At 68.3% G+C, this 24349-nt stretch carries 27 protein-coding genes and 3 pseudogenes; 10 read left to right on the top strand and 20 right to left on the bottom strand.

The genetic code is table 11. The annotated features are described in order from the left end of the window. Positions 1-17: 17 nt before the first annotated feature. The 4 genes from M2283_RS34625 to M2283_RS34640 all read right to left on the bottom strand — a co-directional run bounded on the left by M2283_RS34625 (position 18) and on the right by M2283_RS34640 (position 3910). Complete coding sequence (locus tag M2283_RS34625) at positions 18-749, bottom strand: MgtC/SapB family protein (protein ID WP_280880433.1); 732 nt, start codon at positions 747-749, stop codon at positions 18-20. Between the two features lie 421 nt (positions 750-1170). Continuing rightward, on the bottom strand, positions 1171-1929 hold the full coding sequence (locus M2283_RS34630) for a hypothetical protein (RefSeq protein WP_280880434.1): 759 nt from the start codon (positions 1927-1929) through the stop codon (positions 1171-1173). Between the two features lie 863 nt (positions 1930-2792). After that, positions 2793-3299: a transposase gene (locus M2283_RS34635; protein ID WP_348538944.1), complete on the bottom strand. Its 507-nt coding sequence runs from the start codon at positions 3297-3299 to the stop codon at positions 2793-2795. A gap of 35 nt (positions 3300-3334) precedes the next feature. After that, positions 3335-3910, bottom strand: coding sequence for a CGNR zinc finger domain-containing protein (locus M2283_RS34640; protein ID WP_280880435.1), 576 nt, complete (start codon positions 3908-3910; stop codon positions 3335-3337). Between the two features lie 193 nt (positions 3911-4103). Here M2283_RS34640 and M2283_RS34645 point away from each other — a divergent pair, with 193 nt between their 5' ends. Both M2283_RS34645 and M2283_RS34650 read left to right on the top strand, forming a co-directional pair. Beyond that, positions 4104-5285: an epoxide hydrolase family protein gene (locus tag M2283_RS34645; RefSeq protein ID WP_280880436.1), complete on the top strand. Its 1182-nt coding sequence runs from the start codon at positions 4104-4106 to the stop codon at positions 5283-5285. A 93-nt stretch (positions 5286-5378) separates the two neighbouring features. After that, positions 5379-5546: a hypothetical protein gene (locus M2283_RS34650; RefSeq protein ID WP_280880437.1), complete on the top strand. Its 168-nt coding sequence runs from the start codon at positions 5379-5381 to the stop codon at positions 5544-5546. Between the two features lie 78 nt (positions 5547-5624). On the opposite strand, the gene M2283_RS34655 is transcribed toward M2283_RS34650, so the two are convergent. From M2283_RS34655 to M2283_RS34665, 3 genes are all read right to left on the bottom strand, one after another. Then, a complete protein-coding gene (locus tag M2283_RS34655; RefSeq protein ID WP_280880438.1) occupies positions 5625-6203 on the bottom strand; it encodes a HutD/Ves family protein in 579 nt (192 codons plus the stop codon). Continuing rightward, the gene (locus tag M2283_RS34660; protein WP_280880439.1) at positions 6200-6340 is read right to left on the bottom strand and encodes a hypothetical protein; all 141 of its coding nucleotides are present in this window, start codon (positions 6338-6340) and stop codon (positions 6200-6202) included. The genes M2283_RS34655 and M2283_RS34660 overlap by 4 nt, the downstream gene beginning before the upstream one ends. Before the next feature lie 358 nt (positions 6341-6698). Beyond that, entirely contained in the window at positions 6699-7082 is a 384-nt protein-coding gene (locus tag M2283_RS34665; RefSeq protein ID WP_280880440.1) for a hypothetical protein, read from the bottom strand. 861 nt (positions 7083-7943) lie between these two features. Here M2283_RS34665 and M2283_RS34670 point away from each other — a divergent pair. Continuing rightward, complete coding sequence (locus M2283_RS34670; RefSeq protein ID WP_280880441.1) at positions 7944-8729, top strand: SDR family NAD(P)-dependent oxidoreductase; 786 nt, start codon at positions 7944-7946, stop codon at positions 8727-8729. Positions 8730-8956: 227 nt separating this feature from the next. Here the strand turns inward: M2283_RS34670 and M2283_RS34675 are convergent, their stop codons facing one another. Both M2283_RS34675 and M2283_RS34680 read right to left on the bottom strand, forming a co-directional pair. Next, positions 8957-9457 carry a DinB family protein gene (locus M2283_RS34675; protein WP_280880442.1) on the bottom strand — a complete coding sequence of 167 codons (501 nt, stop codon included), beginning with the start codon at positions 9455-9457 and terminating at the stop codon, positions 8957-8959. A 43-nt stretch (positions 9458-9500) separates the two neighbouring features. Further along, the gene (locus M2283_RS34680) at positions 9501-9626 is read right to left on the bottom strand and encodes a hypothetical protein (protein WP_432423169.1); all 126 of its coding nucleotides are present in this window, start codon (positions 9624-9626) and stop codon (positions 9501-9503) included. A gap of 348 nt (positions 9627-9974) precedes the next feature. Here M2283_RS34680 and M2283_RS34685 point away from each other — a divergent pair, with 348 nt between their 5' ends. Then, a complete protein-coding gene (locus M2283_RS34685; RefSeq protein WP_280880443.1) occupies positions 9975-10559 on the top strand; it encodes a dihydrofolate reductase family protein in 585 nt (194 codons plus the stop codon). After that, on the top strand, positions 10556-10969 hold the full coding sequence (locus M2283_RS34690; RefSeq protein ID WP_280880444.1) for a VOC family protein: 414 nt from the start codon (positions 10556-10558) through the stop codon (positions 10967-10969). Before M2283_RS34685 ends, M2283_RS34690 begins: the two co-directional genes overlap by 4 nt. A 201-nt stretch (positions 10970-11170) precedes the next feature. Here the strand turns inward: M2283_RS34690 and M2283_RS34695 are convergent, their stop codons facing one another. After that, positions 11171-11626, bottom strand: a complete 456-nt coding sequence (locus tag M2283_RS34695) for a VOC family protein (RefSeq protein ID WP_280880445.1) — start codon at positions 11624-11626, stop codon at positions 11171-11173. A 548-nt stretch (positions 11627-12174) separates the two neighbouring features. Between M2283_RS34695 and M2283_RS34700 the strand changes: the two genes are divergently transcribed. The 3 genes from M2283_RS34700 (at position 12175) to M2283_RS34710 (ending at position 14381) form a co-directional block, all read left to right on the top strand. Continuing rightward, positions 12175-12522, top strand: coding sequence for a hypothetical protein (locus M2283_RS34700; protein WP_280880446.1), 348 nt, complete (start codon positions 12175-12177; stop codon positions 12520-12522). Between the two features lie 151 nt (positions 12523-12673). Next, on the top strand, positions 12674-13534 hold the full coding sequence (locus M2283_RS34705) for a helix-turn-helix domain-containing protein (protein WP_280880447.1): 861 nt from the start codon (positions 12674-12676) through the stop codon (positions 13532-13534). After that, positions 13521-14381 carry an oxidoreductase gene (locus M2283_RS34710; RefSeq protein WP_280880448.1) on the top strand — a complete coding sequence of 287 codons (861 nt, stop codon included), beginning with the start codon at positions 13521-13523 and terminating at the stop codon, positions 14379-14381. The genes M2283_RS34705 and M2283_RS34710 overlap by 14 nt, the downstream gene beginning before the upstream one ends. 15 nt (positions 14382-14396) lie before the next feature. Here M2283_RS34710 and M2283_RS34715 read toward each other — a convergent pair whose 3' ends face one another. From M2283_RS34715 to M2283_RS34755, 10 genes and pseudogenes are all read right to left on the bottom strand, one after another. Then, a complete protein-coding gene (locus M2283_RS34715) occupies positions 14397-15299 on the bottom strand; it encodes a carbohydrate ABC transporter permease (protein ID WP_280880449.1) in 903 nt (300 codons plus the stop codon). Then, the gene (locus tag M2283_RS34720) at positions 15296-16024 is read right to left on the bottom strand and encodes a carbohydrate ABC transporter permease (RefSeq protein ID WP_280880450.1); all 729 of its coding nucleotides are present in this window, start codon (positions 16022-16024) and stop codon (positions 15296-15298) included. Before M2283_RS34720 ends, M2283_RS34715 begins: the two co-directional genes overlap by 4 nt. After that, the gene (locus M2283_RS34725; protein WP_280880451.1) at positions 16003-16218 is read right to left on the bottom strand and encodes a hypothetical protein; all 216 of its coding nucleotides are present in this window, start codon (positions 16216-16218) and stop codon (positions 16003-16005) included. The genes M2283_RS34720 and M2283_RS34725 overlap by 22 nt, the downstream gene beginning before the upstream one ends. A 108-nt stretch (positions 16219-16326) precedes the next feature. After that, complete coding sequence (locus M2283_RS34730) at positions 16327-16515, bottom strand: hypothetical protein (protein ID WP_280880452.1); 189 nt, start codon at positions 16513-16515, stop codon at positions 16327-16329. Continuing rightward, positions 16512-17589: pseudogene (locus tag M2283_RS52010) on the bottom strand (ABC transporter substrate-binding protein). The gene M2283_RS34730 and the pseudogene M2283_RS52010 overlap by 4 nt, the downstream one beginning before the upstream one ends. A gap of 586 nt (positions 17590-18175) precedes the next feature. Continuing rightward, the gene (locus tag M2283_RS51730; RefSeq protein ID WP_348538945.1) at positions 18176-18397 is read right to left on the bottom strand and encodes a ThuA domain-containing protein; all 222 of its coding nucleotides are present in this window, start codon (positions 18395-18397) and stop codon (positions 18176-18178) included. Positions 18398-18444: 47 nt separating this feature from the next. Then, a pseudogene (locus M2283_RS51735) lies at positions 18445-18837 on the bottom strand (ThuA domain-containing protein); the annotation flags it as partial. Next, a complete protein-coding gene (locus M2283_RS34745) occupies positions 18837-19166 on the bottom strand; it encodes an aldehyde dehydrogenase family protein (protein WP_280880454.1) in 330 nt (109 codons plus the stop codon). The gene M2283_RS34745 and the pseudogene M2283_RS51735, both read right to left, overlap by 1 nt. Positions 19167-19254: 88 nt before the next feature. Further along, positions 19255-20263: pseudogene (locus M2283_RS52015) on the bottom strand (aldehyde dehydrogenase family protein); the annotation flags it as partial. Between the two features lie 170 nt (positions 20264-20433). Beyond that, positions 20434-21696 (bottom strand): ROK family protein, encoded by a 1263-nt coding sequence (locus tag M2283_RS34755; protein WP_280880456.1) that lies wholly within the window; start codon positions 21694-21696, stop codon positions 20434-20436. Between the two features lie 815 nt (positions 21697-22511). Here M2283_RS34755 and M2283_RS34760 point away from each other — a divergent pair. Next, positions 22512-23681, top strand: coding sequence for a sensor histidine kinase (locus M2283_RS34760; RefSeq protein ID WP_280880457.1), 1170 nt, complete (start codon positions 22512-22514; stop codon positions 23679-23681). Beyond that, positions 23678-24337 carry a response regulator transcription factor gene (locus M2283_RS34765; protein ID WP_280880458.1) on the top strand — a complete coding sequence of 220 codons (660 nt, stop codon included), beginning with the start codon at positions 23678-23680 and terminating at the stop codon, positions 24335-24337. Before M2283_RS34760 ends, M2283_RS34765 begins: the two co-directional genes overlap by 4 nt. The last annotated feature ends 12 nt before the right edge of the window (positions 24338-24349 follow it).

Raw genomic sequence — 24349 nt, forward strand, 5'->3', positions numbered from 1 at the left:
CAACATCGCACGCCCACTTACTCGTCGTCGGTAGTGGCGGTCAATTCAACGTCGGTCACGCCGTCATTCTGGAACAGTTCGGAGGTCAACTGCCCAGCGTCGGCGCTGCCCTCCAGCCGCAGCAGCACTTGTGCCGCCGGATCGGTATTGTCCGGCAGGCGGCCGACCTTGACCTCCTGGATACGGAAGCCTCTTCGGGTGCATGTCTCCATCAGCTGGGGCAGCAGTGCCGTGCCGGTGCGGTAGGTCAGCCGTACCTCGAAGGCCGAGGTGGTGGTGCCGGGGATCAGGCGGGCGGAGAGCAGAGGGTAGCCGCGCACGACGAGGAAGTGTACGGCGGTGACGGCGAGGGCGAGGATCGGCAGGCCACCACCGCAGGCCATGCCGACCGCGCAGGTGAGCCAGATGGTGGCGGCGGTCGTCAGCCCCCGTACCGCGTCACGGCGTACGAAGATGAGGCCGCCACCGATGAAGCCGATGCCGGAGACGATCTGGGCCGCCACGCGGGACGGGTCGAAGGAGACGTTGTCCAGGCCGAGGACGTTGGTGAAGCCGTGCTGGGAGACCTCCATCATCAGTGCGCTGGCGATGCCCACCAGGGTGTGGGTACGCAGACCGGCACTTTTCTGCTGCGCCGCCCGCTCCCAGCCGATCAGGCTCGACAGCAGCAACGCCAGCCCGAGCTCGGCCAGTTGCCGCGGCCCCTGCCCATTGCTCACGTCCCACAGCGGAACAGCCAACCCCGCCATACACAGCTCCCCTCTGGCTCCGTGCCCTCTGGCATTGCCCCTACCCGTCTGGGAGCGACCATGCCCGTGGTCGGGCTGGTGACTATGGCCATGTGACGGCGTCGGCGGGAACGGAAACGTTTGGCGCCGGGGAGGCGACCTGCCGCTGGGCCAGGACCACGCCGTGGTGGTACGGGAGCCGCGCACGGCCTTGCCATCGACCGCGATCAGCAGCCGTTTGACAACAGCATTGGGAATGCGTCCGCTACTTCGAACACGTCCACAACGAAAAGACCGAGCTTGAACGGGTTTGAGGTTGTCGACGGCGAAGGCCTGACCAGACGCGGCTTGGTCATCGCCACATCCCTGAAGACAGGTGTGGCGATGACCTGTGGACCCCGAGCCCATTCGATCAGGACCTCGCACTCACGGCAGCGGTTTGTCACCTGATGTCGACGAAGTCGCCCGCGGCCGTGGACGGGCCGGTGGTGGGAGTACCCGTGAAAACGAAGCGGAAGTAGCCGTCGGTCCTGGCCTTGGTGGTGGTTTTCAACGTGCCCCCGACACCGCTGGTGACGGTTTTGAGCGCGGTGTAGACGGAGCTGCCCTTCTTACGGAACTGCAGCTGCACCGGCCTGTCCTGGTAGCCGGTGTAGGTGCCGCTCTCCCAGTTGGCGCGGCTCAGCTTCCCGGTGACCGTGATCGTCCTGTCCTTCTTCACCGGCTCGGGCGAGGCGTTCACCGTCACCTTGGCGTACCGCTTGACGTTCGCCGTGCCGGTGACGTCGGTCTCCGTCCAGTCGTCGCTGGTGTCCTGCGCCCCGGCGAGCACCTTCCAGGCCCCGGCGAGGCTGTTGTGGTCGAAGTCCCGCACGGCGTCCACAGCGAAGCTCACCCGGCAGGTGGAGGTGGTCGGGTCGGCGGGCGACACCACGCATGTTCCCGCCGGTGGGTACAGCGGCAGGATGCCGTCGGCGTCGTCGGTGTTGGGGCCGTGCCACAGGTAGGCCCAGGACGCGGCGACGCCCTGCGGGTCCCGGGCCGTCCACGTGATCGTGACGGTCTTTCTGGTGGTCAGGCCGAGCACGATGTCCTTGCCTGCGTTGACCACGACGTTCGTGAACGTCGTGTCGTCGGCAGCGGTCCTGTCCGCCGTTTGAGCGGCAGCCGGAAGTACGGAGGCGGAAAGTGCGGCCGTCATCAGGAAAGTGACGGTGACAGCTGGGCGCATGCGCATGGAGTCCCCCTCTGGGACGTTGGGTTTCGTCGCCTCCCCGCGCGACGAAACCTGATGGTGTGTCATCAGTGGCTAGACCTGTGAGAGCCGGTCCCGGTTGCCCCGTTCTTCGAACCAGTGCACGCATCCGCCTGGCGGGGCGCGATCAGCAACCGTGAGGAACCGGGCTCGCGTTCCGTGCAGTGTGGCCGGGCTGTGCAACCAGTTGCTGGTGGGTCGCGGTCCACTCCTGCGGCTTTTGTACGAGGTCGTCGCTGATGGTGTGCGGCATGACTCAAGTTGGAGTGCGTATTCGAGTTTTTGCGCAAGCGACGGCTCAGCACCCAGGCGTTGGCGTCATGTGCACTCGCGCCAACAAGGCGTGGTGCACCCCCCTCGCACACCAGACGCACCTACGCGGCTCCGGCCTCGGCGAAGGCGCGGGCGGTCACGAGTCCCATCCCGGACGCCGCCCCCCGTAGCGAGCGCCACCTTGTGCTCGAAGTCGTAGGTCGGGTTCATGGTGTGCGTCACTGCAATCACCGGCCGGTGCCACGCCGACCAGGCAGGAAAGTGATCCCGTCACCGACCCCTGACACCATCATGAGCGTCGGCAGGCACCAGGCGTCCACGACGGCCCGAAACCCTCATGTGGCGCAAGACAGCTGGCGGAGCCCCTGCCTGGCCGCGCCGGCAGCGGGGAAGGTCTGGACGAGAAGCCGTCGTCCCGATCTTCGAGGATCCGGATTTTGTCGTGGAACTGGCCTCACAGCGGGCAAGCGACTCCTGACGGCAGGGAACGCGCCTTTCAGCCAGGGCCGGTGCTACCCCGGGCGGCCCAAGTGCGCTCAGTTCGGCGATGAGGCGTTGCTGTCGTCGTTTGGCTGGTGGGGGTGTTGTTGCCAGTGGTTGGGTCCGAGGTCCTGGCAGCGAGCATCGTTGGTGAGCATGTGCCACATGGCGATGACGATCTTGTGCATGACCGCGATGAGTGCGCGCTTCTTGTCCACGCGTCTGATCAGCCGTCGGTAGTGAGCATTGAGATAGGTGCCCTTGGGGCGTGCCGCGGCGGCTGCCGCATCGCCGAGGCCGCCCTTGAGCCAGACGTTGCCCTGGGTCGTTGCGCCTGAGTAACTCCGGCCCGCTGATTGGTTGTTCCCCGGAGCCACGCCGCTCCAGCTTGCCAGAGCGGCCGCAGCGGGGAACCGAGTCATGTCGATGCCTGTCTCTGCGATCACAACCTGCGCCAGGCGGGTTGAGATGCCCGGGACAAGAGCTACGTATAGGGCTGGACCTGCATAAACGCCCTCTTGGTCGTGCCGTTGGAGTGCCCCAAAGCGACAAGTGTGCCGCAGACGTGGGGCCCACCCGGATACACCGAGAGCAACGACTACTTTGCTGGTCCGGGGGTTTCGTGCTTATAGGCATTGAAGCGCGCCTTCTTCTGACGATTCCCGCACGTGTTCATGTCACACCATCTGCGGGTGCGGCTTTGACTGGTGTCGAAGAAGGCCGCTTGGCAGGTTGGCGATGCGCACAAGGCCAGTTTTCCGTCTCGTTCGCCTGCGATGATGCTGATCGCGTCGGCGGCGATAACGCCCAGGGCATCCTCCACGGAGGAAGCCGAGCCAAGTCGCCATTGCCGATTGCCCTCGGGCGTCAAGATAGCCGCGGCCCGACCCCGAGTGCTGCGGTCATTGATGACCTGGACAGCAGACACCGGGAGGGGGTCTCGCCGCGCGGCCGCTGTCGCGGCGGCGTGAATCGATTCCCGCAGCTCCCAAGCGCGTTCGAGCTGGGCGGTGGTGCAGGACTCCACGGCGAGGCCGCTCACCGCCAGCCAGTCGACGAGCCGGTTCGGCGTGGGGATGCGCTCCACAGCGTCGCCATGACGCTCCGACAGAGTCCCCGTGAAGCTGGTCGCCAGCACCTTGCCGAGCCGGAAGTCAGGGAACCGAGCACTCATGGAACCACCTTAGCTGGTTGCACGCCGGCATCGAGACCTGTTAGAACCGTCTTAGCCGGTTCCTGCAGATCCCAAGCCGGTTCCACCGATGACCAGGAGGTCTCATGGCCACGCACTGGTGCGTCACCGACGCTGCGGCCGCCATTGATCATGGCGTCGTCACCACGTCAGCTCACCTCGGCGAGGGCATCTCATGACCCTTCAAACCAGCGACGTGCACGCATTCGAAGCCCACGCGACCGACGCTGACCTCGACGACCTGCGCGCGCGGCTGGCCGCAGCACGGCTGCCGGAAGCTGAGACGGTCTACCGCGCCGCGCCCGACCCGCGCCGATGGGATCAGGGCGTTCCTCTCGCCGACCTCGTGGACGTCGTGAACTACTGGCGCACCGGGTACAACTGGCGGTCGTTCGAAACGCGCCTCAACCAGATCGGCCAGTACCGCACGACCATTGACGATCTGGGAATCCACTTCCTGCACCGCCGATCCACCCGCGCAGACGCCACCCCGCTGATCCTGACGCACGGCTGGCCAGGCAGCATTGCCGAGTTCACCCATGCAATGGACGAACTGGCTGATCCGAAAAGCGCGGACGCACCAGCGTTCCACGTCGTAGTCCCGTCGCTGCCAGGTTTTGGTCACAGCGACAAGCCGGCCACCACCGGGTGGGGAACCGAAAAGATCGCGGCCTCCTGGGTGGAACTGATGGGAAGGCTCGGCTACAGCAAGTTCGTAGCCCACGGCGGCGACTGGGGAGGTGTGATCACCACGATCCTCGGCGGCAGGTTCCCCGAGCACGTCCTCGGCATCCACACAACGGTCGCGCAGGCACCGCCCGGGTTGACAACGGACGGGCTGACGGCAGCCGAGCGCAAATGGACCGAGGAGACCCGCAATTTCTGGGGCCACCACGCGGCGTACGCGAAACAGCAGGCGACCCGACCGCAGACCATCGGCTACTCGCTCGTCGACTCACCAGTCGGGCTTCTCGCCTGGATCCTTGACAAGTTCGCTGAGTGGTCAGATACCGAAGACAGCCCGTTCGAGACGATCTCCAGAGACAGCGTTCTTGACAATGTCACCCTGTATTGGCTGACGCGGACCGGCGCATCGTCAGCCCGCATTTACTACGAAAGCCACAACTCGCTCGACCCCGAACTTCGGGTCGACGTCCCGTCAGCAATCAGTGCGTATCCCCGCGACATCGAGAAGTATCCGCGCGCCTGGGCGCAGGAGCGGTTCCGACAGATCGTCCGATGGAGGTCGCCCGAAACCGGGGGACATTTCCCGTCGCTGGAGGTTCCCGAGTATTTCGTCAAGGATCTGCAAGAAGGCCTCGCGGCGGTGCTGGCCGCTGGCGGTAGTCGGTCATGACGTTGCCGACGCCGGCGTGGAGGCGTGAGGCCGGGGGCTGATCACCACTGGCGGTGGGGGGGCCGACGATGGTTGTGGTGGTGGAGCCAGACGATGGTCGGTGTGCGCACCGCCGACATCCACGAACCGGTGCCGCCGTCCCTCGCCATCGTCCTGTCCTGCTGGGAGGTGCACCGGCTGCACCACCGCCACGGAGGGGCGGTCGCAGGGCAGCCGACGGAGGGGTCGATCGGGCTGGCGGCGACGGTGGACGGGCGCTGATCCTGATGCCGCGAGGACGTAGTACGGGACTCCTGCGCCACTTCCGCGGCGTGGGTCGTAGCCGACCCCGGCTATCTACTATCTACCCGCAACTGTGCTGGTGAAGGTGACGAGCGCGGCAACGCCGGTCACCTTGAGGGCCTCGTCACGGACGTCGTCGGTGATCAGTGCGCCGTCGAAGCGGTCAAGGACAACGCCGGACCCCTCGAAAACAGCAGAGCCGTCCAAGACCACCGCGAGCAGCGTCGTCTCCACGGTAGTGGAGACCGCCACCCAGTCGCGCACGATCTCGACGTGCGCGGTGGCCCGTCCGCGCCGGACCATCACGTTGAAATCGACAAGCGGACCGCCGAGCAGCCGGCAGTCGGTGGTGGCCTCCCCGGAGAAGGGGAAGGGGGCGTACCGCTCGGCCACGGTGTGCGAGGTGCCTTCGACGGTCAGCACCATGCCGGGGCCGTCGACCAGGGTGATGATCCGGTCGACACCTTCAAAGCGCGAAAACGGACCTGGCTCGGCCACGTCGGCGAGACTGACCCGCCACACAAAGTCCGACATCCCTGCCTGGCTGGGTGCCGAGGCGACCTCACGGGTCAGCCCGCCCCCGTTCTTCCACGGCACCGCCGATCGCTCGTCCGCCCTCAGCACGCGCACGGTCATCCCCACTGCTCCTCGTCCCCCGCACCGAGCGCGCTCACCGCGCCTTCTATGAAGGCCAGTACGTCCGCACTGATCACCTGACCCGGCACCAGCATAAGGAAGCCCAGCAGATAGCGCGTGACGAACCTCGCCAGCACCGTCTCGCGTCCATGTACGCCCACCGGGCCGGAAGACCCAAGCAACGAGCCCAGCCCGACGGAGGAAGCGGAAGTCTCAGCCAGCAAGACTCAGCCCATAGAGGTCTCAGTAGAAGGCGAGCCTGCCGCGCGCAAACCCGACGAACAGTCAGAACACCCCGAGCGAGCCGCTGTTCTGTAGCGGACAGCGGCCATGAGCCCCCAGCACCACGCATCGGGCGGATGGGGCCCTGGCCAAGGCCCGGGCCCCACGTTCACACCCCTACATCTGAGGACGCGACGCCGCTCCAGCCGGACAACTGGTCTCGACCTTCCTTACCTGCAACGACCGGGAAGCCGACGTCAGTTGGCTACGGGATCATTCGAGCTTTCGCCGCTCATCCGGAACGACCGCCCGATGCTCCTGCCCGGATGCGTGCGGTTTCGCCGGTCGAGCCTCAAGTTCCCGTTGCCTGGCGGTCAGTGCCCTCGCCAGCATCTTCGCCCGGTAGGGGTTCAGCGTGCTGAGGGCCTTCGCCGCTTCCACGGCCTCGTCCAACAACGCCAGCCGTTGCTCAGGCATCTCCCGCACCAGGGGTGAGCCACTCTCCTCCACCAGGACGTACGCCAGCTTCGATCCGTACGCTTCCGGATCGACCTGTGTCAGAAGACGGTAGATCCACAGCCCTTCGGCGCCTCGCACCACCCGCCGGTTGGCACTGAGCAGTCTGACCCTCGCCAGCACAACCATGTCGTGATCCATCGATCCCCTTTGTCCCACCCACCCCCCAGCCAGCGCTTGTCACACGGCGAGACAGCACGGCGAACGCACCGGCAGCCGATGACGGATGCCGGCACGTTGGCCGGAGAGTGGATGATGACGATTCTGAGGGCACGGCACTACCTGCAACAAGACCGAACGGGCGTGCGCTACGTCCTACCGAAAAGTGCCTCCGATCAGGCATGATGGACCTGACACTCACTCAAGCCTGGTCCGTAGCCCACTCGCCAGGACGCAACGACAACCCCCTGAGCGCCGATCACGCGCCCCTCGGAGAGCGGGACTGAGGTCAGGTGAGACGTCCCGCCTGTGCCGCGCGCGGTGCCTGAGCCAGCTCATCTCGCACCCCGTGGGCGTCCGGCAGGAGTTGCAGGGTTGATTGAGGCGTTCCGTTGGCGCCGCCCACGGTGCGGGCCCCCTGACCTACCGTCCCGCCCGCTTGCTGATCCCCCCGACGACGGGCGCTGAGCAAGCGAGCGGGATACGGCGGCTTGGCTCCTTGTAGTCGTACTTCAGCTGGCGTCCACGGAGTTGATCGGAGCAGGGGGCCGCCGCCCGGCCGCCGCAGAAACTGTTCCCGCCCCGGCCAACTGCCGCTTGTCCGCGCCCAGCCGCCAGAATCTCAGTGCCATTCCTCGGTCTGCCGTGGCAGGTTGGGCGGCATGGACGACGAGACTGACGGTCAAGTACGTCCTAGCCATGAGGCGCCAAAGTGGACGGGGGGCGGCGGAGGGGCGGCGTGTGACGTCCTTGCGGCAAGAACTGCCGTCGGCTACGCCGACTTTGGCTCGCCTATTTCGCAGGCCCGTACGGGCGAAGTGTCGTCGAGGGGGAATCGAGTTCATGATCGTTGATGAGCATGTGTCGGGTGGGCTGCTTGCAGGCAGGACAGCGCTGGTCACTGGTGCCTCCAGCGGTATCGGCGCAGCGGCCGCGCGGCTCTTTGCCGCAGAGGGGGCAGCGGTGGTCGTGATGGCTCGACGCGAGAGGCGACTCAAGGAGTTGGTCGAGGAGATCGAGGCGGCTGGCGGCAAGGCCATCTACCAGGTGGGTGATGTGACGCTCGTCGAGGATGTGAAACGAGCTGTCGCCGCGGCCGTGGACCGCTTCGGGGCACTGGACGCAGCGTTCAACAACGCTGGATTCGCGGGATCGGAGATCCGCCCGCTGCACGAACTGGCCGAGGAAGACTACGACCAGGTGATGAACACCAACGTGCGGGGCACCTGGAACTGCCTGCGCCACGAGATCCCGGTCATGCTCGCCGGCGGAGGCGGGGCCATCGTGAACACCGCCAGCAGTGCCGGCGTCATCGCCACCGGAGCGCCCGCCCCTTATGTCGCGGCCAAGCACGCGGTGATCGGGCTGACGAAAGCGGCGGCGGCCGAGTACGGAGCCCACGGGATCCGTGTCAACGCGTTGGTCGTCGGGACCACTAGGACCGAAATGATCAGTGGCGCGATCGAGGCAGTTCCGGAGCTGGAAGAGGCGTTCGTCGCTCGGCAGGTGCAAAAACGCATGGCTGAGCCCGACGAGATCGCTCAAGCGGCACTCTGGCTCCTCAGCAATCGGGCGTCCTTCGCCACCGGAAGCTTTGTCGCGGTAGACGGTGGCATTCTCGCCACCTGACCGAACGTCGGACGGCCGGAAGCCTCTTGAGGCGCAGGGCTTCTTCGACGGGCTGGCGAAAGTCCGGTCGCTGCACCGGAGATCGGACTGGGAGACTGCGCAGGTGAGTCTCATTTCGGGCTGAGGGCCGCCAACTCGCCGACAGTAAGATCCGGCCGGGACATCCCGGCCGGATCAGACGTCCGCCGTCAGCCAGATGACCTCAGACACCAAGTGTCCGCACTTCGTCAGCGGCCAGTCGTGCCGTCGATGAGTTCGCGGAGGATGTCTGCGTGGCCCGCGTGCCGGCCAGTCTCCTCGATCATGTGGGTGAGTGCCCAGCGGATGCTGGGAGCGGGCTTCCCCGGCTGCGGCCGGGGAACCGGCGCACCGAGATCCGTGCACCGGTCGAGAACGACGTTCGCGCGCTCGACCGCGTCCCGGTAGCCGCCAACGACATCGGCCACGCTGTCCGTCGACGCGGCCTGGAACGTCGCCTGCCAGTCGGTGACGTCCTCCCCCAGGAACATCGAGCACTCGACGAAGGTCAGGTGGTTGAGCAGGCCGAGCAGGTTCGTGCCCGACGGCACCGTGGCCGTTCGCACCTGCGGTTCGCGAGCGCCTTCGACCTTCGCGGCGATCGAAGTCCGAAGGTAGTCGAGGAATCCGCGCAGAACTTCGGTCTCGTTGCTTCCAGTCCGGGGTGGTGGGGTGTCGCGGCGGCGGTTGCGGCGCGTGGTGCTGGGCACCGTGGTCTCCCTTTTTGTCGGGGTGCGGGCACCGGCCGCCGTGTCAGGCGGTACGGAGGACGAGGAGATCGTGGTCGGTGACCTCGGCGGTGCCCCCGTCTGGTCCGGTCGTGATCCGGCGAGATGAGTCGGCTCGCTCGACCGTCCACGTCTCCGGTTCCAGATCCATCCTATCGGCGACCTCCTGAGGGCTCGGGTACTGGTTTCGGAGTCCTGGGTCGGCAAGAGATCACATCAATCCCCAAGCAGCAGGACCAGCGAGATGAGACGGGCCGTCGCCCGATGGTCCGCAACCGCTGTCACCAGCCGCGTTCGGTGACCACTGCGGGCGGGGCGGCGGAGGTCAAGGCCGCGCAGGCCAACGACAAGCGGGGCGATGAGGCGACGGGCAGCAGAGCCGGCGCGTCAGGCCGATGAGTTTGCCGGTTGCCTGAAGTCTTCTTCGTGACATGCCCGCCCCGTCGGCGGATCAGGAAGCGGCGGGTCCCGGTGTCATGGAGGAGAAATGGAGGCCAGGATGAGCAATCCGATTCGGCTGTACATGTCGATGTCCCTCGACGGCTACATCGCAGGCCCGGACGATCGGCCAGGTCAGGAGCTCGGACGCGACGGCGGACGGCTCTTCAACTGGCTCGACGACCGGAAATCCGACGGTCCCAGCGGCCAGGTCTACCGCGAAGCGCTGGCGACCGGCGCGCTGATCTCCGGCCGACGGACCTTCGAACTCGCCGGGCGCTGGCAGGGCGACCATCACGACGGCGTGCCGATCCTCGTCCTCACCCACCAGGTGGATGACGGGGACGTGCCACCCGGCCACGCGCGTTTCGTCACCGACGTCGAGGAATGCGCCCGCCAGGCTCGCGCCGCCGCCGGGGACCGGCCGGTCATGGTCCATGGGGCCGGGGCGGCCCAAGCGCTTCTGCGAGCCGGACAGTTGGACGAGATGGAGATCCACCTGGTGCAGGTCCTCCTCGGGGAGGGCCGCAGGCTGTTCGACCACCTCGGTGGTGATCACATCGAACTCGACCTCGTCCGACGGCTCGAGGACCGAGACGTCACGCACCTCCGCTACCAGGTGCGCCGACCCGGGCAGGCCGCGTGAAGACTCTCTTCGTCTCCTACCGCGTCACCGATCTGGATCTCTCGCTCCGCTTCTACACCGCCTTGGGCTACGTCGAACTGGGCAGGGTCGAGGCCGGCGACGGGAGTCACCTCGTGATCCTCAATTTCCCCGGCGAGCCGGCGGCCTCGCTCGAACTGGTCCACCGTCCCGCCGACGGACGCGTCGACGTGGGCAGCGGTTTCGACCACCTCGCGATCCAGGTGGACACGCTGACCGTCACCCTCAAGACGCTGGCCGAAGCCGGCCTGGAGCCGGAACCTGTCCAGTATCCGGGCGGCCCTCACGGCCCGAAGACGTCGTGGCTCACGGACCCGGACGGATACCGGATCGAGTTGGTGGAATGGCCGTCCGGACATCCCGACGGCATCACCGCAGCAGACTTCTCCTGAGGGGTCACGGTGAGCGGAGAGTGGCGACACTCCCCTCTGCGCGGCCGCAGCGCAGCGCGCAGCGTCATTCCACCCCATTCGCAGGTCTTGACGATTGCTCATCACCGGGCTGTCGCCACCCGTTACGCGAAGAGGACCTACATCGGCTTCTCTGCGGCTGGTTTCACACCCGACCCTCAGAGGGTCGGTATCGCGTGCGGCTCAGGCGAACCAGCTGTCGTATGCGGTGCTCAAGCTGTCCTGGGGCGGGTCAGGGAGCAGCTGATAAAGCTTCCATGCGTAGTCGTACGGATCGAGGCATTCGGCGTATCGCTCGCCCCATGGCGCGTTGAGCGGCCCGGCGGTGATCGTGGCTCCGGCTGAGCGGCAGTAGTCCGCGGTCGCATCGACGTTGTCCACCTCGATCCCTATGACAACACCGAGGCCCCGCGGACCGGTTCTGGTCATGTCTTCGCGGTCGCTGTCAGGAAACGGCATGCCGGTCAAGGCATCGACGAGCAGCTGAAGGTCACCACGTCTCAGGATCGCCATGATCGGCCGGCCGTCCGGGCCTGGTATCGATCCTGCCTGCTCGAACCCGAGCCCCGCGTAGAAGATGGCCGCCTCGGTCACGTCCTCGACGCGAAGTCCTACCCGGAAGGGAGCTTCATCGGTCACTGCGTCTCCGTTCGGCGAACGCTCTCGGACAAGCACGATGCATCAGCGCGGGGAGGCGTGGCCAGTGTGCTGGGGTTGGTCACGCGGCTTCCGGCCGGGGTTCTGACCCGGTTGTGCGTGAGGGAGTCGGCGAGTTCTACGGACGCTCCAGTGCCTGAAGGGGCGCCCCAGCTTGGTCGGGCGGGTGCCGCCGTCGCGACGATGATCACGCCTGACCCCGGCTCCGCGCGCATGGACCGGCGTGTCACCCCACCCGGTGAACGTTCGTGGTCAACGCACAAGCCGCGTTGTTCTGTCGTCCCGGACTCGGGGCGGGTCCCTGACATCTGTCAGGGACCGGTGGGGCCGGCGGCCCTTTAGGTTGCTGTGCGGACCGCCTCTGTCAGTTCGGAATATCCCGATCCAGCAGAGGGTCCCTTCGCACACGCTCCCGTTGGCCGTCGGTCGCCACGACCGGCATCCGCTCGCGTGACTACAAGGAGGTACTTGCGATTTTCGGCAACTTGGTGAGGCTGGCGGTTTCGGCCGTCGCCGTAGCGGGGTCACTCATGGCCGTTACCGCCGGGCCCGCGTCCGCGACTTCCAATGACGACGCTTACGGATGCCCGTACGGAGCCGTATGCATCTACAACAACGCCGACCCGAACTCGGGTATCGAAAACGGCGGTGTCTACTGGGCCTATGGTCCGCACAACCTCAGCAATCAGTTCGGCAACCACTACGTGGTGAACAACCAGTACGGCGGTGCCTGGGTGGAGCTGTGCACCGGCTACAACGGCACTGGCAGAGGCAACACGATCATCTTCGCCGCGCCGTACGGGAACGTCGAAGATCTGAGCCCGATCAATTCCATTGTGCTGGGCACCGGCAACAACTACCCCTGCACTCCCCCGTGATCCCCACGTAGCCTGCACGTTTCACCTTCGGGGGGACATGACGTCGGTTTTCAAGGCCTAATGGTGGTCTTGAGAACCGACGTTGTCGTTCGGGGTGGGTGGGTGCGGCAGGGCCACCCAATTGGCGGCACCGGTGCGTACGTTGACAGGCATGGACACGAACAACCGGCTGAGCGAGTTCCTGCGGGCCCGGCGCGCGCTGGTGCGCCCCGAGGACCACGGGATGCCCGCGGGGACGCGCCGCACCCCCGGTCTGCGCCGCGAGGAGGTCGCCGTCCTCGCCGGGGTGAGCACCGACTATTACGTCCGGTTGGAACAGGGACGCGAACGCAATCCCTCGCCCCAGGTCCTCGGGGCATTGGCGGCCGCGCTCCTGCTGGCGGACGAGGAGGCCGCCTACCTGCGCGCACTCGTCGATCCGCCACCGCGTGGACAGCCCCGGGCCGTCCGGGAGTACGTCGGCCCGCAACTGGTCTCCTTGCTGGACGCCTGGGCGGACACACCGGCTCTGGTCTACGGCCGCTACCTCGACCTGCTGGCCGTCAACTCCCTGGGCGAGGCGCTGTTCTCCTGGCTCGGCAGCGAGACGAGCCTGATCACGGCGATGTTCCTCAACCCCGCCGCACAGGACTTCTACCGCGACTGGGCCGTTGTGGCGCAGGGGTGCGTGGCCGCACTGCGGGCCGCCAATCCTGCTCCGGACGACCAGCGGCTGCAGGAGCTGGTGGGCGAACTGTCCGTACGCAGCCACGACTTCGCACGCATATGGGCGCGCCACGAGGTACGGGCCAAGACGGCCTCGGCCAAACGCTTTCACCACCCGTTGGTCGGCGATCTGACGCTGGACTTCGAGACCTTCTCCGTCCACAGCGCGCCGGGCCAGCACCTGGTGGTCTATCGAGCCGAACCCGGCAGCCCCGCCGAACAGTCGCTGACCCTGCTGGGCAGCTTCACCCTCGCCGAATTCCCGGACGCTGACTACGAAGGGCGCATCCCGCATGAACTCCCCTGATTCCCCGGTCTGGTTCATCACCGGCTGCTCCTCCGGCCTGGGCCGGGCGCTGGCCCGTGCCGTGCTGGAACGCGGCTGGCGGGCGGTGGTCACGGCCCGGAATCCCGCGAAGGCCGCCGATGTGATCGCCGGGCACGAGGAACGCGCCGTCGTCCTGGCGCTGGACGTCACCGACGCCGAGCAGACCGCCCATGCGGTCGCCCGGGCGGAGGCGGCCTTCGGGCGGATCGACGTACTGGTCAACAACGCGGGCTACGGCTACCTCGCCGCCGTCGAGGAGGGCCAGGACGACGAGGTTCGCGCCTTGTTCGACACCAACGTCTTCGGCCTGGTCGACACCACCAGGGCGGTCCTGCCCGGTATGCGAGCCCGTCGCTCCGGCCACATCGTGAACATGTCCTCCCTCGGCGGCCTGGTCGCCTTCGGAGCCACCGGCTTCTACCACGCCAGCAAATTCGCCGTGGAAGGTCTCTCCGAGTCCCTGGCCGCCGAGGTCGCCCCACTCGGTATCAAGGTCACGATCGTCGAACCCGCCGCGTTCCGCACCGACTGGTCCGGGCCCTCCATGCGCCAGTCCGCCACCACCATCGCCGACTACGCCGCCACCGCGGGCACACGACGCGCGAGCACCTTGGCCACCTACGGCAACCAGCCCGGGGATCCGGTACGCGCCGCGCAGGCCGTCATCGACGCGGTCTCGGCCGAACAGCCGCCGCTACGCCTGCTGTTGGGGAAGGCCGCGTACGACATCGCCACCGCCAGGCTCGACTCCCTCAAGTCCGCCTTCGACGGCTGGCGGGAGGTGACTCTCAGCGTCGACTTCCCCGCAGAGCAAAGCGCCGGCTGACGTGCGTACACGAACTCACTTGAGTCCCCCGGTCACCAGGTCGATGCGCCAGTACCGCTGCAAGGACAGGAAGAGCGCGATGACGGGGATGACGGACAGCAGTGTGCCGGTGATCACCAGGGAGTACAGGGATGCCTGGTTGGCGCCGTGCCGCAGGAGGCTGTACAGCCCGACCGTCAGCGGGAACTTGTCGTCGCTGGTCACCATGACGAAGGGCAGCAGGAAGTTGTTCCAGATGACGATGAACTGGAGCAGGAAGACGGTGATCAGCCCGGGTGCCATCAGCCGCAGCCCGATCGCCGAGAACATCCGCCACTCGCTCGCCCCGTCCATCCGCCCCGCGTCGAGCAGTGAGTCGGGTACGGAGGCGGCGGCGTAGATCCGGCACAGGTAGATGCCGTACGGGTTGAACAGCTGGGGCAGGATCACCGCCGGATAGCTGTCGGTGCTGCCGACCCGGGCCAGCAGCAGGTACTGCGGCACGGCCAGCACGACCTGCGGGAGCAGGACGCCCGCCAGGATCGTCTTGAACAGCAGGGTGCGACCACGGAATTGGTACTTGGCGAGGGCGTAGCCGGTCGCGGCCGAGACCGCGGTGGCCACGAGCCCGCCGACCCCCGCGTACAGGAAGCTGTTGAACATCCAGTGCCAGAACACGCCCGAGTCGTACGAGGACAGGTCGGCGATGTTGTCGATCAGGCCTGAGCCGAACGACGGCAGATAGGTCGCGGTCGAGAACAGCTCGCTGCGTGACTTGGTGGACGCGATCAGGATCCACAGCGTCGGCACCAGGCAGTAGACGGCACCGAGCAGCAGCACCGCGGTCGGCAACACGGCGATGCCTCGGCGGCGGGGCCGCTCGGTCCGCGTGGCGATCACCGGGGACACCGCGGGTCGGGCGGGCGAGTCGATCGTCATCGCTGCTCCTTGGCTACGGCTCCGGCGGCGCCCCAGCGGGTCTGGGCGAGGCGCCCGACGAGCAGGGAGACGGCGAGGATGCCGACCGCGAAGACGATCGAGGTGGCCGCCGCGAGATGGATGTCGGAGTCGACGAAGGCGTCGGTGTAGATCTTCATCAGGGGAACCCAGGTCAGGGAGATGGCGTTCGACAGCGGCTGGAGTGTGTTCGGCTCGTTGAACAGCTGCAGGGCGGCGAGCACGGTGAACAGGGTGCACATGGCGATGGCGGGACAAATCAGCGGCACCTTCACCCGCAGCGCGATCTGGAGCTCCGAGGCCCCGTCGATCCTGGCCGCCTCGTGGATCTCCGGCGGCAGTCCGCGCAGGGACGTGTACATCACGACCATGTTGAAGCCCACCGCGCCCCACACCGCGATGTTCGCGACCGAGACATCGACCATCGAGGTGCCGAAGAAGTCGATGTGCCGCCCGCCGATGGGGCTGGTCGCGGGCAGATAGAGGAAGCCCCACAGGAGGGTGGCGATGACGCCGGGCACCGCGTACGGCAGGAAGATGGCCAGCCGGGTGAACCGGGTGAACCGGGCCCGTGCGGTGTCCAGGAGGAGCGCGAACAGCAGGGCGAGGAGCACGGTCGCCGGTACGGTGATCGCGCCGACGAGCAGCATGCGCAGCACGCTCTGCCACAGCTCGGCGTCATGGATCACGGCGGAGTAGTTGTCCACACCCGCGAAGACCGTTCTGCTGCCGTTGCCCAGCAGGCCCCGCTGACCTTGCGCTGCTGGAAGCTGAGGAGCAGTGCGTAGGCCCCGGGGGCGATCACGGACAACAGGAGGAGCAGGGTCGCGGGCAGGACCAGCAGATAGGGCAGCCGGCTGTGGCCCGCCCTGCGGCTCTGCCGCGAAGTGCTTGTCGCCATCGACGTGTCGTCCCCATCGGATGAGTGGCTGGATTCGGTGCTCGGTGCCGGTACGGCCGCCGGGCGCGGGAGTCAGGGAGGAGCGCCAGGCGACCTGGTCGCCGGGGGTCAGTGGAGGGTGAACCCGAGCTTCTTCATGCCGGCCGTGGTGTTGTTCTGCATGGTGTCGAGCGCCCCGGTGAACGACTTGCCCGACTGGAGCGCCGCGCCGAAGCTGTCCCGGTACGCGGAGAAGGTCACGGTGACGTTCGGGCCCCACATCGAGAAGCTGCGTGCGCCCGGCGCGACCTTGCTCACCTGGGCGTAGTAGTCCGGCTGGTTGGGGAAGAAGGCCGGCGGCTGGTCGAGGATCGGCAGGGCGCGGCCGGAGGGGAGGCCGGGTAGATGTTGATGTTCTTGACCTGGGCCGTCACCGCCTTGGCGTCGGTGTTCAGCCAGCTCGCGAACTGCGCGGCCTCTGCGGGGTGTTTGGAGTCGGTGGTGACCGTGATGGCCGAGCCGCCCCAGATGCCGGTGGTGTTGTCGCCCGCCGTCCAGGCCGGCAGCGGCGCTGCGGTCCACTTCCCCTTGGTGGACGGGGCGATGCCGCCGATCTGTGCCGGGGCCCAGGCTCCGGAGATCCAGGTGAGGAGGGTGCCGTTGTTCATCTCCTTGTTCCACTGCGGGGAGAAGGAGGGGTTCTTCTTCACCAGTCCCTTGTCGACCAGGCCCTGCCAGTAGTCGGCCACCTTGTCGCTGGCCGTGCCGTTGATGTCCACGTGCCAGGAGTCGCCCTGGGTGGTCCACCAGTCGGCTCCGGCCTGCTGGGCGAGGCCGGTGAACCAGCCGGGGTCGGCGGCGTCGAAGTTGGTCATCGAGGCGCCGGGGGCCTTGGTGTGGAGCTGCGCCGTACTTCTTGAACAGGTCGGCCCGGTAGAACATCATCAGCGGGGCGAAGTCCTGCGGGATGCCGTAGACCTTGCCCTGGAAGCGGGTCTGGGCCAGCGTCGCCTCGTCGAAGTCCGTGACCGCCTTCTTCGTCTCGGCGGTGATGTCGCGGACCACGTCGTTCGCCACCAGGCCGGGCAGCGACTGGTACTCGACCTTCGCGATGTCGGGGGCGGTCTTGGCCTGGTGCGCGGTGATCATCTTGCTGACGAGCTGGTCGCCGCCGGCCGGGTTGCTGAGGGCGATCTCGATGTCGGGGTGCGTCGAGTTCCACAGGGCGACGACCTTGTCCATGCCCGGGTCCCAGGCCCACATGGTGAGGCGGATCTTGCCGCCCTTCGGTGCCGAACCGCTGTCGGAGACCCCGTCCCCGCCACCGCAGGCGGCGAGAACCAGGGTGGCGGCCAGCGTGGCGCCTGCGACTGCGACGAATCTGGTCTTCATTGGCCAGTCTCACTTTCGTGCCAGCAGAGGGCCTGTGACCCGAACCCATGGCCGACCCGAGCCGACCAGTTCCGACTTTGACTGCGACTTAAGCTAAGTCGCAGTGGATGCGGGGTCAATACGAGTGACGTACCGATTCACGACGTGTCGATTTCTTTATGAGTCGATTTCTCAGCCGCCGGAGTCCGCACCTGGCAACAGACACAGGGGTCGACTCGCAACGCAAGGCGTCCGACCCCTGCACCGTACGCGCCGGGACGCATGGACGGGAGTCTCGAAAGATTATAGATCGGGCTGATACGGACAGTGCGATGTACTCCACCGGGCGCTGCGAGGGGCTGCCCCGCCGCCACCCGCAGCACCACGTTGGGCAGCTCCCACAAGGGGAGGCGGCGTCCGTGATCTCGGGTTCGGTGACGACGGAGAGGCGGCCACCATCCCGCGCGTCGCCTCGACCGACGGGGCATGCAGCGGGACCGGGTCACTGACGGCGAACAGCTCGGGGAGACCGACGCGCCGAGCGCCGCGGCTGCCTGTCCGCCGGGCGCTCGCCTCCGGGGCGCTCACCGCCCACTCGGCCCTTCGTTCACCGCGCCGCCCAGATGAGTCCGCGCCGGGTGAGTTCCCGTACCGTCGGCTCGCGCAGGTCGTCCGGCCGGTGCCCCACGGCGGAGAAGAAGACGCGCCCCCTCCCCCACTGCCTGGTCCATGCGACGGGCATGCCGACCGGCCGTTCGCCCTGCCCCGCGGCACCGGGCGCGAGGGTGGTGGACGCCAGTACCGTGCTGAACGCTCGGTCAGCATCCAGTACTGCTCGGTCACCACCGTCATGTCGGGCAGCCCGGCGACAATCGGGTGCTCCCGCTGTTCCGGCTCGATCCGGACCTGGTACTCCACGAACTCCGCCGGGTGGTGCAGGAACAGGCCGCCAACCATGCGCAGGTACGCGGGAGAGTCCTGGAACGTCGCTACGACGCCGCCGTGCCAGCCCGCGAAGCCGGTGCCCGCCTCGACGGCCGACACGAGCCCCGCGCACTGTTCCTCGGTCAGCCGGCCCTCGCTCCAGCACTGCACCACGAGATCCGTCCGTGCCATGAGGTCCGCGTCGGCATAGGCCTCCAGGTCCTCCCGTACCGTGACCGCGAACCCGGCGTCGGCCAGTGCGGGCAGGAACAGCTCGGTGCACTCGCGTGGGGCGTGGCCCTCCCAGCCGCCGCGCACCACCAGCGCCGTACGTGCCGCGGGCATCAACGGGTCGCGGGATCTGCGGTCCAGGCCGGCAGAGTGAGCGGGGTGCGCTGGACACCGATCCACTGGCGTTTGGTGAAGCCCGCCATCTGGTCGTCGGCGCCGTGCCGGGCGTGGGCGTCGTTGACGTGCACCTCGCCGGCGTCCAACCGTTCGACCACCGACAGGCCGCGTATGAGGTCGGCGGAGAACACCGAGTTCATCAGCATGGGCAGCCCGTTGGCCACGGCCACCGCCTCCTCCTGGTCGTCCACGACGGTGACCGGGAGGACCGGGCCGAAGATCTCCTCGGTGAAGGCGGGCATCTCGGGCGTCACCTTGGCCAGCACGGTGGGCCGGTAGAACAGCCCCCCCGGAGCCGTCGAACGTGCCGCCGGTGAGCACCTCCGCACCCATCTCCACCGACGCCGTCACGAGGGCGTGCACCCGTTCGCGCTGGCGGGTGCTGATCAGTGGGCCCAGATCCGCCGTCCCGCTCATCGGGTCGCCGACCCGCAGGGCGGCGGCGCGGCGGGTGAGGGCGTCGACATAGCGGTCCGCCACCGCCCGGGTGACGATGTGGCGGCTGGCGCTGATGCAGGTCTGACCTTGGTATTCGAGGGAGGCGACCATCGCGCACGAGGCCGCGAGGTCGATGTCGGCGTCGTCGAGGACCACGAAGGCGTTGCTGCCGCCGAGTTCGAGCCGGATCGGCCGCAGGGTGGCGGCGGCGGAGGCTGCGATGGAGAGGCCGGCCTCGCGGGATCCGGTGAAGTCCAGCAGGTTCAGGCCGGCGTGCTCGGCGAGCGCGTGCCCCGCCTCCGGGCCGTCGCCGGTCACCACGTTGAAGACGCCCGGCGGCACGAGCCGCCTCGGCGAGCACCTGGCCGCCGATGATCGGGGTGAGCTCGGCGGGCTTGAGCACGACGGTGTTGCCGAAGGCCAGTGCCGGTGCCACCGCCCGCATGGCCAGGTTGACCGGGTAGTTCCAGGGGGTGATCACGCCGATCACCCCGAGCGGAACCGCCCGGGACATCGAGAGCTTGCCCGCCTTGTACGGCGGCAGCAGGTCGCCGGCGTTCTCACTCGCCTGGATCACGGAGATCCGCAGCTGACGGATGCCGGTGGACACCTCGTCCTCGGCCTTGGCCCGCACCCCGCCGGTCTCGCGCATGCTCTGCTCGACCAGCTCCGCGTGGTGTTCGTGGAGGAACTCGGCCATCCGTCCGAGGCAGGCCGCGCGCTCGGGAGCGCTCAGCTCCGCCCAGCCCGGCTGGGCGGCACGGGCCGCGGCCACCGCCCGCCCGACATCCGCGGCCCCACCGAGGGCGTACGTACCGATCACGGCACCCGTGGCCTTCTCCACGACGTCGGCGGTACGCCCCGAAGAGGCCGGGCGGAACGTTCCGTCGATGTAGAGCTGGGCTGCGGGGAACTGAGACGTCATGAAGACTCCACGGAGGTCAGGAGACTTTGGCTTCGACTTAAACTAAGAGGCGAACGTCATGGCGTCAACCAGTCCGGGTGCGGGCGGCCCCGGTTCGGAGTCCGGTCAGGACCGCAACGAGATCTGCGGTGAGTTTCGCGGCGCGTGCCGGGACGAGTTTCGCGGCAGGTCTATGCCCAGGCCTCCGCGCCGGCCTCCCGCCCGGAAGCGACCGCCGGCCGTCGGCCGCTCGTCGCCAGCAGCTGCGCCACCGGCAGGGTGGCGGCGCCCATCGCCACCGCCTCCTGGCCCAGCCGCCCGACCTCGATCCGGGTTCGCCCGCGCAGATACGACAGGGCGTGCCCCTCGGCCGTCTCACGCACGGTGGGCAGCACCACCCCGCCCATCACCGAGCCCGCCCATCCGGAGAGCACCACGAGATCGGGGTGGAGCAGGTTGATCAGGTTGCCGATCCCGATACCGATGTACTCCCCCACCTTTTCCAAGGTCTCCATGGCCACCGGGTCGATTGCCGCCCGTGCCGTCAGCTCCGCGAACCGGCTCTCGGTCCCGGCGGAACGGAACGGCTGGCTGCCGAGCGTGGACTGGTAGCGGTGGAGGATGGCCTCGGCCCCGACGTACGCCTCCAGGCAGCCCCGTGAGCCGCAACGGCAGGGCAGCCCTCCCGCGTAGATCACCGTATGACCCCACTCGATCGTGGCAGGGGCCAGGCCCGCGACACCTCCCTCCACGCCCGACCCGAGGGACGCACCCACGCCGACCCCGATGAGCGCGGTGACCACGCGGTCGGCGCCCCGACCCACACCGCGCCACATCTCCGCCTGGCCCAGGGTCCGGGCGCAGTTGTCCAGCATGAGCGGTGCGGCGATCCCGGGGGCGAGCATCTCGCCGAGCGGGACACCGGACCAGCCGAGCGTCGGCGCGTGCACCAGCGTGCGCCCGGGGATCCGCGGGTCGGGCTGGACCGCGCCGGGCACACCGACGCCGATGCCGAGCAGATCCGCGGGGTCGATACCCGCCGCGCGGGTCACCTCCGAGATCCCCTGGAGCACCAGCGCGGCCACCGACTCGGCGTCGAGCCTGGTGTCGGCGATCGGGTAGACCTCGGACTGGAGCACGGACAGGGTCCAGTCGAACAGACCGATCCTGACGTGCGTCTCACCGATGTCCACCCCGATCACGGTGCCGTAGTCAGGACGGATCTCGAGCACCGAACGCGGCCTGCCCCCGTCGGAGTCCTCCGAACCGCCCTCCGCGATCAGCCCCTCGGCGAGGAGTTGGGAGACGACATTGCTCACCGTCGCCGAACTGAGGCCGGAGACACGGGTCAGCCTGTTCCGGCTGGTGGGTCCCTGCACATACAGCGCGGACAGGAGTACGGACCGGTTGTGCCGCCGCAAATCGCTCGTCGTTCGCTTCACCACGGGTTTCACACGACAAAGTGTGCCAGCCCGCGGAACCTCGCATCCTGACGCGTCCCGCCCGACGCATCGCACCGGGGTGTCCCGGCCAGTCGCGCTTCCCTGGCCTGCACGGGCGCCTGCGGAAAGGCACTCGGGACCAGGTGACAAGCCTCCGGTTGTAGCCGACCATCGCCGCGACGACGCGATGTCGTCGTACACGTCCCCCCGGGCCGGGGTGGTGGGGTCCGTTGTGCCGCCTCTCGCCAGTCATCGCCCCGCGTGGGCAATTCGACGACGGCACACAGCCCCCGCTGCCGGGGATGGCGCCGAAGCCGACACTACGGCTCCGAACAGCGCAGACACCTGGTCCTTGGACGACCGTGAGAGTCGGTGCACGGGCTGCCTCGTACGGAGACCAGCTGTTGAGGTGACGTAGCAGCTGCACATGAGGGGTGAAGAAGGGCGCGGTCGCCCTGCGGCGCAAGCCACGTCCTCAGACAGTGCGGGGGCCGGCGGCCTCCCGGCCCCAACCGCAGGCACGCCCGACGGACGTACGACTGCCCGGCACACTCGACGAGCACACTGCCACCCCGCAGGCCGAACCCACCGCCTGGCAGGGAACGGCCGCCGACCAGCCGGGCGCACTCGTGTTTCCGGGTCGCACAGCCGAGCGTCTGCTGCGCCCACCTGGATATGCGTTCCAGGTTGAGTCTCCGGAGGAACCCCTGCCGCGGGCGGTCCACCGTCAGACCTGGCTCGGTAGGCGCCGGCCGTCAGTCTCGACGGCCGGCGTTGCAGGGCGGTGGTCTCCTGAACGCCCCGCCCTGCGCCGATAGGCTCGACGCGTGGATCGCAGCGGTGGACAGTCCGAAGACCCGTTCGCCGGAGAAGTGCGGGGCGAGTTGTCACCCCGGGCGGCCCGGGCGCTGTGGTGGGGGTCGGCCGGTCTGGTGCTCTCCGTCCTGGGCACCTCGGTGATCGTCGCCGGCACGGAGCACGGCCGTCGGCTGCCCATGGCCGTAGCCCTGGTCCTCGCGCAGGTCTGTGCCCTGCGGTGGCAGCCGCGCGCCCCGGTCGCCGTCCTGGCCGTGAACGCGGTGACGGGACTCGCGGTGTGGGCGCTGCTGCCCGCGGTGACCTTGACGGGGGCACTGCTCGCGGCGCAGGTCTCGTTGTGCATGCTGTCGGCCACCAGGCCGCGGCGCGTGTCGGTGTGGGCCCTCGCGGCGATGTGCCTGCCCGCGCCGCTGGCGTTCGGGAGGGGCGGCGGCGCGGGTCTGATGGTCTATCTGCTGGCGGTCGTCCTGGCGTGGACCGTGGGACAGTGGCGCAGGGCGCAGCGGGAACGGATCAGGGCGGAGCTGCGCCGGGCCGTGGTGGAGGAGCGCGCGCGGATCGCGCGTGAGGTGCACGACGTCGTGGCGCACACCCTGTCGGTGATGGTCATTCAGGCGGGCGCCGCCGACGACGTGTTCACCGAACAGCCCGAACAGGCCCGACAGTCGCTGCGGGCCATCGAGACGGGCGCCCGCTCGGCACTCGGCGAACTGCGCCTGCTGCTGCGCGCGTTCCGGCCCGACGCGGAGCACGACGGGACCGGGGAGCAGCGGGAGCCAGTGCCCTCGCTCGCGCGTCTGGACGAGCTGGCCGACTCGGTGCGCGCGACCGGGATGACCGTGCACGTGCAGTGCGAGGGTGCCACCGACGGGCTGCCGGCCGCGGTGGATCTGGCGGCGTACCGGATCGTCCAGGAGGCCTTCACCAACACGCTGCGCCACGCGGCCGGCGCGGACGAGGTGAGCGTGCGTGTGACGGCCGAAGGCGAGTGTGTGGAGGTCACGGTGGTGGACAACGGACGTGCGCCGCAGGGGAGTTCGGCCGCAGCGGGAGCGGGACGCGGTCTGGTGGGAATGAACGAACGCGCACGGCTGGTGGGCGGCAGCCTTCGCGCGGGGCCGCTGCCCGGGGGCGGGTTCGAGGTGGCGGCGCGGCTGCCGGTGGAGGGTGCACTGTGACGCTGCGTGTGGTGGTGGCCGACGACCAGGTCCTGGTCCGTACCGGATTCCGCATGATCATCGATGCCCGGGACGACCTGGAGGTGGTCGGTGAGGCGTCCGACGGCCGGGAGGCGGTGCGGCTGACGCGGGAACTTGCCCCCGACGTGGTCCTGATGGACGTACGCATGCCCGTCGTGGACGGCATCGAGGCGACCCGGGAGATCGCGGAGTCGGGCAGTGGGGCCAGGGTGCTCGTGCTGACCACCTGGGACGTGGACGCGCATGTGGTCGCCGCCCTGCGGGCCGGGGCGAGCGGTTTCCTGCTCAAGGACATCCGTCCCGCCGAACTCGTCGACGCGATCCGTGTCACCGCGCGCGGCGACGCGCTGCTGGCGCCGACCGTGCTGAGCCGCGTCCTCGACCGGTTCCTGCGCACCGCACCCGACCAGGCGCCGCCGCCCTCCCTGGAGAGCCTTTCCGGCCGTGAGCGCGAGGTGCTGACTCTGATCGGGCAGGCGTTGTCGAACGCGGAGATCGCCGAGCGGTTACGTCTGTCGGAAGCCACCGTCAAGAACCATGTCACCGCGGTGCTGCGCAAACTGGGCCTGCGCGACCGTGTCCAGGCCGTGGTCGCCGCCTACGACCACGGCCTCGTGCGGGCGCGCCGCCCCTGACGGCTCCGCCTC

The sequence above is a fragment of the Streptomyces pseudovenezuelae genome (assembly GCF_029892565.1).
Lineage (GTDB): Bacteria > Actinomycetota > Actinomycetes > Streptomycetales > Streptomycetaceae > Streptomyces > Streptomyces pseudovenezuelae_A.

Coding starts and splice junctions, on each gene's coding strand:
- M2283_RS34655 (WP_280880438.1), bottom strand. CDS start 6,203: ATGACCGTGCGCGTGCTGAGGGCGGACGAGCGATCGGCGGTGCCGTGG.
- M2283_RS34670 (WP_280880441.1), top strand. CDS start 7,944: ATGATCGTTGATGAGCATGTGTCGGGTGGGCTGCTTGCAGGCAGGACA.
- M2283_RS34665 (WP_280880440.1), bottom strand. CDS start 7,082: ATGGATCACGACATGGTTGTGCTGGCGAGGGTCAGACTGCTCAGTGCC.
- M2283_RS34710 (WP_280880448.1), top strand. CDS start 13,521: ATGAACTCCCCTGATTCCCCGGTCTGGTTCATCACCGGCTGCTCCTCC.
- M2283_RS34640 (WP_280880435.1), bottom strand. CDS start 3,910: ATGAGTGCTCGGTTCCCTGACTTCCGGCTCGGCAAGGTGCTGGCGACC.
- M2283_RS34715 (WP_280880449.1), bottom strand. CDS start 15,299: ATGACGATCGACTCGCCCGCCCGACCCGCGGTGTCCCCGGTGATCGCC.
- M2283_RS34705 (WP_280880447.1), top strand. CDS start 12,674: ATGGACACGAACAACCGGCTGAGCGAGTTCCTGCGGGCCCGGCGCGCG.
- M2283_RS34645 (WP_280880436.1), top strand. CDS start 4,104: ATGACCCTTCAAACCAGCGACGTGCACGCATTCGAAGCCCACGCGACC.
- M2283_RS34725 (WP_280880451.1), bottom strand. CDS start 16,218: ATGGCGACAAGCACTTCGCGGCAGAGCCGCAGGGCGGGCCACAGCCGG.
- M2283_RS34685 (WP_280880443.1), top strand. CDS start 9,975: ATGAGCAATCCGATTCGGCTGTACATGTCGATGTCCCTCGACGGCTAC.
- M2283_RS34700 (WP_280880446.1), top strand. CDS start 12,175: ATGGCCGTTACCGCCGGGCCCGCGTCCGCGACTTCCAATGACGACGCT.
- M2283_RS34630 (WP_280880434.1), bottom strand. CDS start 1,929: ATGACGGCCGCACTTTCCGCCTCCGTACTTCCGGCTGCCGCTCAAACG.
- M2283_RS34625 (WP_280880433.1), bottom strand. CDS start 749: ATGGCGGGGTTGGCTGTTCCGCTGTGGGACGTGAGCAATGGGCAGGGG.
- M2283_RS34680 (WP_432423169.1), bottom strand. CDS start 9,626: ATGGATCTGGAACCGGAGACGTGGACGGTCGAGCGAGCCGACTCATCT.
- M2283_RS34650 (WP_280880437.1), top strand. CDS start 5,379: ATGGTCGGTGTGCGCACCGCCGACATCCACGAACCGGTGCCGCCGTCC.